The following is an 11,304-nucleotide window of genomic DNA, read 5'->3' as shown; positions in this document are numbered from 1 at the left end:
AACCCGGCTTTTGCAAAAATGGTAGCTGATGCAGGGCTGATCCTGATAGGGCCAACACCGGAGGCTATGGCGATCATGGGTAATAAGCTTTCGGCAAAGGCCGCGGCATTGAAATACAATATTCCAATGGTGCCCGGAACTGAAGAGGCCATTACAGATATCGAAGAAGCAAAGAAAAGGTCGCTGGAAGTAGGTTTTCCTATCCTGATCAAGGCTGCAGCCGGAGGTGGCGGAAAAGGAATGCGGATTGTTGAGGAACTGGCAGCTTTTGAAGAGCAGATGCAGCTGGCCGTCAGCGAAGCACAGTCTGCCTTTGGTGATGGTGCTGTATTCATTGAGCGCTATGTATCTTCTCCCAGGCATATAGAGATCCAGGTACTCGGGGATAACTATGGTAACATCGTTCACCTTTTTGAAAGGGAATGTTCTATTCAGCGGAGGCACCAGAAAGTAATTGAAGAAGCACCCTCAAGTGTGCTCAGTCCTGAGATCAGGGCGCAGATGGGCAAGTGTGCGGTAGATGTGGCCAGAGCCGTAAATTACACAGGTGCGGGTACAGTGGAATTTATCCTGGATGAAAACCTCGATTTCTTCTTCCTGGAAATGAATACCCGTCTGCAGGTAGAACATCCTGTTACGGAACTGATCACGGGGCTGGATCTGGTGAAAGAACAGATTAAAATTGCCAGGGGCGAAGCGCTTTCTTTTAGGCAGGAGGATATCAGACTCAATGGACATGCCATTGAACTCAGGGTATATGCGGAAGATCCCATGGAAAATTTTATGCCTGATATAGGAACATTAAAAACCTACCGTACGCCAAAAGGCAATGGGGTAAGGGTGGATGATGGTTTTGAAGAAGGGATGGAGATCCCGGTTTATTATGATCCTATGATCGCCAAGCTGATTACATATGGGGCAAACCGGGAAGAAGCTATCGCCCGGATGATCAGGGCTATTTCAGAATATGACATTACGGGCATTCAAACCACTCTGAACTTTGGTAAGTTTGTAATGGAGCATGAGGCTTTCAGATCAGGCAATTTTGATACACATTTTGTAGCGAAGTATTTTAACCCGGAGCTGATCAGGCAGGAAAGCGGAAAAGAGGATGAAGCACTGATTGCTGCGATTGCAGCTTTGCAGCAGCTAACGAAATATAAGGCTTCCGCTGCGGCAGTGCAGCAGGAGGGAACACAAAGTAACTGGCTTAAAAACCGGCTTAAATATTAAAAATTTATGTTTACAGGTATTATAGAAACATTCGGCACGGTAAACAATGTTGTGCAGGAAGGTACTAATCTTCATTACACCATCGAATCGAATTTAAGTAATGAATTGAAAATTGATCAGAGTGTTGCACACAATGGCGTATGTTTAACGGTGGTTGCATTGACAGACAGTACTCATACCGTAACTGCTATCCAGGAGACACTGGAGAAAACCAATCTTCAGTACCTTAAAACAGGGATGAGGGTAAATCTGGAACGCTGTATGCAAATGAACGGCAGGTTGGATGGACATATTGTTCAGGGGCATGTAGATCAGACCGCAGTATGTGTATTGCGGGAAGAACTGGATGGAAGCTGGGAATACCGGTTTAAATACGATGCTTCAAAGGGTAATGTGACGGTAGAAAAAGGCTCTGTGTGTGTAAACGGTATCAGCCTGACAGTAGTGAATTCTGCAGCGGATGAGTTTTCGGTATTTATTATTCCCTATACTTTTGAACATACCAATCTTCAGGAAGTACAGGTTGGTGATACGGTAAACCTGGAGTTTGACATCATTGGTAAATATGTTGCAAGGTTGCTTCAGCACAGTTAACCATTATTAGGCTTGCTCATGGCAACGCAGCAGAACTTTAAAGAATAAACCTGTTATGAGGCAATTACTGGCAAGGTAATTGGTTAGTGTTTGGTAGTTATAAATAAACACGGACTTAAAAATTAATAATATGGATACTTTAAAGAAGTTTGAACTGATGGAGAAAATTGTAAGGGAATTAGAAGACTTACAACATTCACAACAAGCAATCATTCAGAAAATAGGTAAAATTGAAGTAGATAATATTGAACTGAGTGACGGAAGACTTGACAAAGATTTACCGGATATGCACCAGAGAGTAGCAGACAACCTGGATACGATTGTTGGCATACTGGAATACTTTGCTGATAAAACACAGAACTTTGGCAGCAAAAATAATGTGGATGCATTGAAAGAACAGCAGGTGATCGATGATGCACTTGGAAATTAATTATCCTGCAGCCCGGTAAAAAATATGAAGAGCCCCTCCTATGAGGGGTTTTTTTATAGCTGTGCCCTTGGGATTTTCAGGTCAAACGTGGTTCCCTTGCCTACTTCGCTCTGCATGGTGATGTTCCCTCCGTTTCTTTCCATAAAATCCCAGCAGACCATCAGGCCGATGCCGGTACCTTTTTCATTTTTCGTTCCCCTGCTGGATACGTTTTCCCCTTTAAAGATCCGTTTGATGTTTTCTTCAGCGATGCCTACTCCTGTATCCCTGATGATGATAGAGATAAAATTGCTATCAAGATACGATGCCGAAATATCTATATGGCAGTTGGAATGGCAAAACTTGATGGCATTGCTCAGCAAATTCCTTACTACCATCTGCATCATGAGCAAGTCGGCGAAGGCAGTCAGTTCCCCATCCAGGGACTGCGTAATGGTGATCTCTTTATCGGCCGCTGATTTCATATGGTAGTTGATCTCAGAGGATACGAGGGCTTTCAGGTCACAATAATCCCTGTTGATACTGTAACCCTTTAACTGGCTTCTCGACCAGTGGAGAATGTTTTCCAATAAATCTGCCGTATAGGAAATATCCTTTGTCAGTTTTGGAGCAAGAAATTTGAATTCCTCAGGGCTGATGATATCATCAGACATCATCTTCAAAACCTCGGTCACATTTAAAAGGGGACCCCTCAGGTCATGGGCCATAATCGAAAATACACGGTCTTTGAGCTGATTGAGTTTCTGCAGTTCTCCGGCCTGCTGCTGTGATTTTAAGGCCTGCTGCCTCAGGTTTGTCAGATCCTGGAATTTGATGATGGTGGCATTCCTGTTCAGCTTGTTCTCGTTCAGAAATGTAATATCCACTTCAAGATCATATATGCCCTCCGGGGTGCCCACCAGCAGTTCTGTTTTACCAGATACATGTCTTTCCAGGAAGAGGGCCAGTTCTTCCTGTTCAGGCAGAATTTCATTGATAGTCTTGCCTATGATCTTCCCAGACTGGCTGGCGCTGGTGTATGTTTGAAATGCAGAGTTGTAATCGATAATCCTGTTTTGGTGATCGAGCACCACAAAACCATCACGCATGAGCTCAAGTACTTTTTCCCGTGCCACAGGGAGGGTATCAAATAACTCGAACCTGTAAATGGCAACAAATATCATTGTATTGGCGATCATAAACGCATAGGGCGTCATGTCCAGGTTATTGAGCGGCCGTAAATGAAGCATGTATGCAAAGTTTGCAATCCATGGAATAAGTGCCCCGGTCAGTACTGCCCTGTTCTGTTTGCGATACACTGCGTCAGACTTACTGAACTTTTTGATCAGCAGATAATTTCCGATTGCCAGCAGGATATAAAAATAAAATGTAAACAGGTAATAGGCTATTCCGGGATAGATCTTAAGCATGGGAAAGCTGCCACTGCTGTCAATACCCAGGTTTCTGTAATACAGATGATGGTGGCTGTTGGTCCACAATAATAGCAGCGTAAACAGCGGGACAACGGTGATCAAAACTTTATTGCTGGTCTTTCTGAGCCACTTTTCTTTCCCTGCCAGCACGAGACAAAACAGGAACCAGTTGAAAGGCAGGGAGGTAATACCAAGATATTCTATATTGATCAGCAGTTTCATCTGCAGCAATGACGTGCTGGCAAGCTCTAAGCCGTAACCGATCGACCATATGGAGTTTGACAACATTAACAAGCCTACCCAGCGCACAGCGCCTGTCTCATTGCTTAGTATATAGAAAGACAATAGCAGTGTTATACTTCCTAAAAAAACTAAAGTGAGTGCGTAGACGTTAAAATCAAAAGCCATTGAATTTTTTGTGGCTGTAAATATGGGCAGCTAAAACAAATCTATGAAATATGAGTTGATTACTATTAAAGACTGTAATTTAGTTTGCAATAAAATTATTAATAAATTTACCTGGTTCAAAATAAAAATAAAACAAGCACATTATGAAAAAATTAATACTATCGGCATTATTTCTTTGCTTTAGTGTAATCGCATTCGGTCAGGTTCTTCCGAGTTTCCAGTTTGGTATCAAAGGTGGTACTAACCTTTCCAAGCTAACTACTGATAATACACTGGGCAGTGATAACCGTTCCGGATATTATGCAGGGGTATGGGCAAGGATAGGTGCAGCAGGCATACACTTTCAGCCCGAGCTTTATCTTGCGGGTAAGAACACAACGCTGACCAATGATCTCGGATTGGAAAACAAAGTGAGGTTTACCAGTTTGGATGTGCCATTGCTGATTGGTACCAAGATCGGTGCAGCAGGAGTTGGCCTTCGTTTAAACACCGGACCTGTAGTTTCTTTTATCCTGGATGACAAGCAATCTTTTGGCAATGCCGCAGGCAGTGTTTTCAGGGGGGATTTTAAAAACCAGGCAGTGGCCTGGCAGTTCGGTGCGGGATTCGATTTCGGGAAACTGGGACTGGATCTGCGATATGAGGCAGGATTGTCCAAAATTGGGAAATCGGGATATGATGACACAAGATTAAACTTATTTACACTCGGATTGGCATTGCGCCTTTTCTAGGCTGGTATATCGTATTAGCAGATTAAAAGGGTAACTCATAACGGGTTATCCTTTTTTTTGGCGCTAAATTTGCTGGAATATTGTCCCCACCAAATCCCTGACAGTTATGAATATCAAAGACTTATTATTAAACGGAACCAGCTTTTTATTGTTGATGAAACAATACGCAATTGATATCGCCGATATCAAAATCAAAGACGAGGAACTACTGACTAACCAGTTTTTTAAACATCCCCAACTGTCACAGGAGAGCATTTGCATAGAAGGTAAAAATCAGGATGGGATCATCAATTTCTTTGGTACCATACACTACAATCTGTTTAATAAACTGGCAGTATTTGAAATGCATGGCTTTGAAAAGACCGCCCCTGAAGAACTCAACTAGCTTGTCTTTAATACCTCTTTTATCTCATAATTAAACGCTCCTTTAATGGGGCGTATGGGAGTTTCTTTGGCATCACTCAATACTTTGACAAAGCAGGCCCCAAAATAAAAAATAAAGGAAGAGTAGAACACAAAAAGCATAATCAGTACAATGGAACCTGATGCTCCATAGATATTGCCAATATTACTGAGGGGCAAAGCAAAACGCAGAATATACTTGCCAAGAGTGAACAATATACCGGTCAGCAATCCTCCCCTTACAGATGATTTCCATGTGGGTCTTCCGCTGGTGAGGAACCGGAATAAAACACTGAACCAGGTGGTGACAATGATAATAAACAGGATCTGATTCAGGATCATCAGAAATACCCTTCCGGCCGTAGGGGCCGCAGTATTGATATAAGGGCCGATGAATGCCTGGATACTGTCTGTGATTAAACCCACAAAAAACAATAATCCGGCAACAAGAATAATAATGAAAGCCCTGGCACGTATCTTTAATTTAAAAAGAAAGCTGGAATGTTCTTTTATGCCGATAGACCAGATCTGGTCCATTGAATTTTTGATGACGCTGAAAAGTGTTGTGGCTACAAAAAGAAAAAACACAAAGCTGACGAGGGTAGCGTACCATTTATGGTCCATGCCACGGATGTTTCTGAGGGTCTGCCTGATCTGTTTGGTGCTGCTCTCATCCAGGATACTGGATAAGCGTTCAAAGATCCTGGTAACCAGGATTCTCCGGTCTACAAAAAAGCCGAAAAGCCGGATGAGGATCAGTAAAATGGGTGGCAGGGCGAAGTTGGTGAAAAATGCAGTTGCACCTGCCAGTCTCAGAGGATCGTTTTTTTGAAACAGTTTAAATGCTGATCTCAGGTGTTCAGAAAATAAGCGGGTTCTTTTGATAATGGTATGGGGCATTCCTCTTTGATTTCAGCTAAGATCCGAAATTACTCAAATTTTTTTAATATTAAACAGCGAAAGCAGGGGAGGCCCTGCTTTCCTGTCCAAAAGAAGAGTGGCATTCTACAAATTGCCCCTCAGTTCCTGCTCGCGTTCAAGCGATTCAAACAAGGCTTTGAAATTGCCTGCACCAAATGACTGTGCACCTTTGCGCTGAATGATCTCAAAGAACAATGTAGGGCGGTCCTGCAGCGGTTTAGTGAAGATCTGCAGCAGATAGCCTTCCTCATCATGGTCTACCAGGATACCTAATTCCTGCAATGGTGCGATATCTTCATCTATGCTGCCTACTCTTTCCAGCAGTGTTTCGTAATAAGCACGTGGTGGCGGACTCAGGAATTCTACACCTCTTAACTTCATTTCCCTCACGGTGGTAATGATATCATGCGTAGCGACCGCGATGTGCTGAACGCCTTCATCTTCATAATATTCCAGGTATTCTTCGATCTGGGATTTCTTTTTGCCTTCGGCCGGTTCATTGATCGGAAACTTAACGTAGCCATTTTTATTGCTCATTACTTTGCTCATCAAAGCAGAATATTCTGTATTGATCTGTTTATCATCAAATGAAAGGATATTCCTGAAGCCCATTACCTCTTCATACCAGCTTACAGCCTCATTCATCCGGTTCCATCCAACATTTCCTACACAGTGATCAATATAAAGCAGGCCCGTACTTCCGGGCTGGTATCCGCCTTCTGTTGCCACATACCCGGGCATGAAGGCACCGGTGTAATTTTTGCGTTCTACAAAAAGGTGTACTGTTTCACCGTAGGTGTAGATTCCTGCTGTTCGGATCTCGCCGAATTCATCTTTAAGCGTTTGCGGTTCCTGGTAGGATCTGGCACCGCGTTTCATGGTTTCTTCATAGGATTTATAGGCATCATCTACCCACAGTGCCAGTATCTTTACTCCATCCCCATGTTTTTTGATGTGTTCCATTACCGGGCCTTCCGATTTGAGCGGCGTAGTGAGTACCAGCCTGATCTTTCCCTGTTGTAATACATAGGAAGCCCTGTCTCTCAGTCCTGTTTCAGGTCCGGCGTAAGCCACAGTATTAAACCCGAAGGCGGTTTTATAAAAGTGTGCTGATTGTTTGGCATTTCCTACATACAGTTCCACATGGTCTGTGCCGTTTAAGGGCAGGAAATCCGGGGTTAATGTTTCTTTTTCTACAAATTGAGTTTGCATGGTTTTTTTATTTAATGTTTTGTTAGTAGCTGCTGGTGGTTATTCTACATTGATCTGCCAGCTTTTATGATAATTTTCGTCTTCAATTTTCAGTGCATCTTCTGTGAGCATCAACGGACGGAAAGGATCTATCATGACGGCCAGTTCTTCGGTTTTCTCTTTCCCGATGGATTTTTCTACTGTTCCCGGGTGGGGGCCGTGAGGAATTCCTCCGGGATGCAGGGTGATCTGTCCTTTCACCACACTTTTTCTGCTCATGAAATCACCATCTACATAATACAAGACTTCATCACTGTCCACGTTACTATGGTTATAAGGCGCAGGAATAGATAATGGGTGGTAATCGTATTTTCGGGGCACAAAGGAGCAGATCACGAAATTATGGCCTTCAAAAGTCTGGTGCACAGGAGGCGGCTGATGCAGCCGGCCGGTAATCGGCTCAAAGTCATGTATGGAGAAGGCCCAGGGATAGTGGAACCCGTCCCAGCCCACAAAGTCGAAAGGATGTGTGCCATAGGTATAGGGATAGATTAAGCCTTGTTTTTTGATGAGCACTTTAAAGTCGCCCAGTTCATCAAATGTTTCCAGATCGGCTGGTTTCCTGATGTCCCGCTCACAGTAGGGCGAATGCTCCATCAGCTGGCCATATTCATTTCTGTAGCGTTTAGGTGTGCGGATGGGACTAAAACTTTCTATAATAAAGAGCCTGTTCTGCGCATCGTCAAATTCCAGCTGGCAGATGGTACCGCGGGGAATAACCAGGTAATCGCCATAGGCAAAGCGGATTTTACCAAAACCGGTCTTTAACGTTCCTGAGCCCTGATGGATGAAAATTACTTCATCTGCCTGGCTGTTTTTGTAGTAATAATCCGTCATGGATTTACGTGGTGCAGCGAGAGAGATGTGCAGGTCACTGTTAACAAGTACTGGTTTCCTGCTTTGCAGATAATCATCTTCTGCTGAGATGTTAAAGCCGATCAGCGAAGTGTGTCTGAGGTGTTTTTCCCTCGCAATCCTGGGTTCTACGGAATACGGCTCTCCCAGGGATTTGACGATGGTTGGGGGATGACAGTGATAGACAAGCGAATACAGGCTTGAAAACCCTTCTGTCGATACCAGTTCCTCAGCATAAAGTTCAGCGTTTGGTTTACGGAAAACAGTGTGCCGTTTAGGCGGAATGGTACCCAAGGTATGATAAATGGGCATAACTATAGGATTATATATTGGTTAAAATACGGGAGGTATAGAAAACGTGAAAACGTTTAATAGATAAGGGCCGGGAAAAGCTTAAATGGAATATTGGGCAAATATGAGCTTCGAAAGCATAGCATACCGGAAGGAAGCCAGAACCTGGCTGGCAATACGCTCCTGATATTTAAGATTGCTGTTTGTCATATAATGCGTGTGCTAATTTAAGAATTAAATCAGCAGTAATCAAAATTATCCTTACATTCTAATTGTTGTAGATTTAAATCATATTCCGTCGAAAATCTCTAGCTTTGATTCATATCAAACAAAACGCAGCCAAAATATAAACTTTATGAAATTAGTATCCTACAAAACAGAAGACAGGGAACACCTGGGGGTTTTCGTCAACGGACATATCTATAACCTGCATTCCTGCGACAAGCAAATACCCAATGATATGAATTCTTTTCTGAAGGATTCAGAAGTATTGATGGAACGTGCTTTGGCTATTGATGCCAGAATTAAATCGGGCGCAATTGAACCTAAAGAAGAGGCTTTCTATGAACTTATCGCGCCGGTACCTCATCCTTCGTCCTGTCGTGACGGCTATGCATTCCGGCAGCATGTTGCTGCGGCGCGCAGGAACAGAAAAGTAGAGATGATTGCTGAATTTGACCAGTACCCTATATTTTACTTTACCAACCACAATGCCATCAGCGGGCCCGGTGAAATAGAATGTATGCCGGATCATTTCGAGAAACTGGATTTCGAACTGGAAGTAGCCATTGTGATAGGAAAACAGGGAAGAAATATTACTGCTGCCGAGGCGGATCAGTATATTGCCGGTTTCATGATCATGAACGACATGAGCGCACGTACACTTCAGATTGAGGAGATGCTCCTGAACCTTGGCCCTGCCAAGGGTAAAGACTTTTCTACAGTTATAGGCCCCTGGCTGGTTACCCCAGATGAACTGGAAGCATATAAAACTGCGGCCAAACCCGGCCATACCGGTAATTCCTATAATTTGAGCATGACCTGTTCTGTAAATGGCAAACAGGTTTCTGCAGGCAATATGGCCGATATGGACTGGACTTTTGCAGAAATCATAGAACGCTGTGCTTACGGTACTGCTATTTTGCCGGGGGATGTAATTGGTTCGGGAACTGTTGGTACGGGATGTTTCCTGGAACTGAATGGAACCGGTTTGCTGGATGACCCGAACTACCAGCCTCAATGGCTGCAGGAGGGTGATGTGGTTGAAATGGAAATCACTGGTCTTGGTCGCCTGAGCAATACCATACGCAGGGCGGATACGGATTTCTCTATATTAGCCCTTAAAAAATAATGCTTAGCCTGAACGTCTCCGACCTGAGTCCTGCCCAGCTGCAAAACTACATGCATTATGCAGTAGCGCCGCGGCCCATCTGTTTTGCCAGCACCATTGATCCGGAGGGCAATGTAAACCTGAGCCCTTTCAGCTTTTTCAATATGTTCAGCACCAATCCTCCCTTGTGTATTTTTTCTCCTGCGAGAAGGGTAAAAGACAATACCACAAAGCATACACTCGAAAATATTCTGCTGGTAAAGGAATGTGTGATCAATATAGTGAATTACCCGATGGTTCAGCAGATGAGCCTGGCGAGTACCGATTACGGCAAAGGGGTAAATGAGTTTGAAAAAGCCGGATTTACGATGCAGGCTTCGCAGCTGGTGAAGTCGCCGAGGGTTGCCGAAGCGCCGGTACAGATGGAGTGTATCGTGCGGGAAGTAATTCATCTGGGGGAAAACCCCGGTGCGGGAAACCTGATACTGGCAGAAGTGAAGCTGATCCATATCAGGGAGGATATCCTGGATGCGGAGGGTAAAATTGACCAGGCAAAGATCGATCTGGTGGCACGCCTGGGGGGCGACTGGTATTGCCGGGTAACCCCTGAGAACCTGTTCAAAGTTGCCAAGCCACTCACTACCACTGGAATTGGTGTTGATGCACTGCCGAGACAGGTCAGGAATTCTTACGTCCTTACCGGGAACGATCTGGGGATGCTGGGCAATGTGGAGAAAATCCCTTCTGAAGAGGAAATTGATATGATCAGGCATAGCGCTGCAGTGAAGGAAGTACTAGATGCCACCATAGGGGATTCAGCCAACCGTCAGCGGGAACTGCATGAACTGGCCAAAGAAATGCTTAATAAGGGCGATGTAATCAGTGCTTTAAAAGTTGTGCTGCTGGAAAGCTGATCCGGGTTTATAGAATACTCACTGCTTTCATCAGCCTGCTTCGGTAGTAGGCATTGAGAGTGGTGATCGTTACCCCATGTGCCTTTCCCGAAGTAGAATGGATAAAGTGTATCGTATCTCCTTCAATATCGGCTATGATGCCTACATGGCCAACAATTCTTTTTCTTGGATTTGTGCCGGTAAAAACTAATACATCACCCACTTTTGCGTTTTCGAGCTTGATCGGCCTGCCTGCTACATTAAATTCTGTAGAAGACCGGGGTACATCAAAACCAAAATTGTGAAACACATAACTGACAAAACCAGAGCAGTCGAAACCAATAGTAGGGCTGCTGCATGCATAACGGTAAGGCACGCCTATCATAGTTTTAGCGAAGCTGATTAGTTTGCTGGCAGGCGTTTCTGCTGAGAAATGTGAGTTCAGCCTGTCAAGTAGTTCTTTGTATTTACCAGGAACTGTCTGTGCTTCGCCGGCAGTGGCGAACAGTACTGTGAAACAGAGGAAAAGAAGGACTTTTTTCATACTTGTTGC

General features: G+C 44.1%; 12 protein-coding genes. 7 read left to right on the top strand and 5 right to left on the bottom strand.

The window, feature by feature from the left end:
* The 3 genes from ABWY16_RS05220 to ABWY16_RS05210 form a co-directional block, all read left to right on the top strand.
* On the top strand, window positions 1-1,233 hold a 1,233-nt coding region (locus tag ABWY16_RS05220; RefSeq protein ID WP_353903598.1), incomplete at its 5' end, for an acetyl-CoA carboxylase biotin carboxylase subunit.
* Window positions 1,234-1,239: 6 nt separating this feature from the next.
* Complete coding sequence (locus ABWY16_RS05215) at window positions 1,240-1,827, top strand: riboflavin synthase (RefSeq protein WP_353903597.1); 588 nt, start codon at window positions 1,240-1,242, stop codon at window positions 1,825-1,827.
* A 130-nt stretch (window positions 1,828-1,957) separates the two neighbouring features.
* Window positions 1,958-2,257 (top strand): hypothetical protein, encoded by a 300-nt coding sequence (locus tag ABWY16_RS05210; RefSeq protein WP_353903596.1) that lies wholly within the window; start codon window positions 1,958-1,960, stop codon window positions 2,255-2,257.
* 53 nt (window positions 2,258-2,310) lie between these two features.
* On the opposite strand, the gene ABWY16_RS05205 is transcribed toward ABWY16_RS05210, so the two are convergent.
* Window positions 2,311-4,077: a histidine kinase N-terminal 7TM domain-containing protein gene (locus tag ABWY16_RS05205; protein WP_353903595.1), complete on the bottom strand. Its 1,767-nt coding sequence runs from the start codon at window positions 4,075-4,077 to the stop codon at window positions 2,311-2,313.
* A 143-nt stretch (window positions 4,078-4,220) separates the two neighbouring features.
* Between ABWY16_RS05205 and ABWY16_RS05200 the strand changes: the two genes are divergently transcribed.
* Window positions 4,221-4,808, top strand: coding sequence for a porin family protein (locus ABWY16_RS05200; RefSeq protein ID WP_353903594.1), 588 nt, complete (start codon window positions 4,221-4,223; stop codon window positions 4,806-4,808).
* A 106-nt stretch (window positions 4,809-4,914) separates the two neighbouring features.
* Complete coding sequence (locus ABWY16_RS05195; protein ID WP_353903593.1) at window positions 4,915-5,193, top strand: hypothetical protein; 279 nt, start codon at window positions 4,915-4,917, stop codon at window positions 5,191-5,193.
* On the opposite strand, the gene ABWY16_RS05190 is transcribed toward ABWY16_RS05195, so the two are convergent.
* From ABWY16_RS05190 to ABWY16_RS05180, 3 genes are all read right to left on the bottom strand, one after another.
* Window positions 5,190-6,110, bottom strand: a complete 921-nt coding sequence (locus ABWY16_RS05190) for a YihY/virulence factor BrkB family protein (RefSeq protein ID WP_353903592.1) — start codon at window positions 6,108-6,110, stop codon at window positions 5,190-5,192. The genes ABWY16_RS05195 and ABWY16_RS05190 overlap by 4 nt on opposite strands.
* A gap of 105 nt (window positions 6,111-6,215) precedes the next feature.
* The gene (gene hppD, locus ABWY16_RS05185) at window positions 6,216-7,343 is read right to left on the bottom strand and encodes a 4-hydroxyphenylpyruvate dioxygenase (protein WP_353903591.1); all 1,128 of its coding nucleotides are present in this window, start codon (window positions 7,341-7,343) and stop codon (window positions 6,216-6,218) included.
* Window positions 7,344-7,382: 39 nt separating this feature from the next.
* Complete coding sequence (locus ABWY16_RS05180; protein WP_353903590.1) at window positions 7,383-8,549, bottom strand: homogentisate 1,2-dioxygenase; 1,167 nt, start codon at window positions 8,547-8,549, stop codon at window positions 7,383-7,385.
* 334 nt (window positions 8,550-8,883) lie between these two features.
* Between ABWY16_RS05180 and ABWY16_RS05175 the strand changes: the two genes are divergently transcribed.
* Both ABWY16_RS05175 and ABWY16_RS05170 read left to right on the top strand, forming a co-directional pair.
* Complete coding sequence (locus ABWY16_RS05175; RefSeq protein ID WP_353903589.1) at window positions 8,884-9,879, top strand: fumarylacetoacetate hydrolase family protein; 996 nt, start codon at window positions 8,884-8,886, stop codon at window positions 9,877-9,879.
* Window positions 9,879-10,772 (top strand): flavin reductase family protein, encoded by an 894-nt coding sequence (locus ABWY16_RS05170; protein WP_353903588.1) that lies wholly within the window; start codon window positions 9,879-9,881, stop codon window positions 10,770-10,772. Before ABWY16_RS05175 ends, ABWY16_RS05170 begins: the two co-directional genes overlap by 1 nt.
* A gap of 7 nt (window positions 10,773-10,779) precedes the next feature.
* Here the strand turns inward: ABWY16_RS05170 and ABWY16_RS05165 are convergent, their stop codons facing one another.
* Complete coding sequence (locus tag ABWY16_RS05165) at window positions 10,780-11,295, bottom strand: C40 family peptidase (protein WP_353903587.1); 516 nt, start codon at window positions 11,293-11,295, stop codon at window positions 10,780-10,782.
* Window positions 11,296-11,304: the final 9 nt, after the last annotated feature.

It is taken from the genome of Pedobacter sp. (assembly GCF_040513095.1).
Classification (GTDB): domain Bacteria; phylum Bacteroidota; class Bacteroidia; order Sphingobacteriales; family Sphingobacteriaceae; genus Pedobacter.
This window is presented reverse-complemented; position numbering and strand designations above follow the sequence as displayed.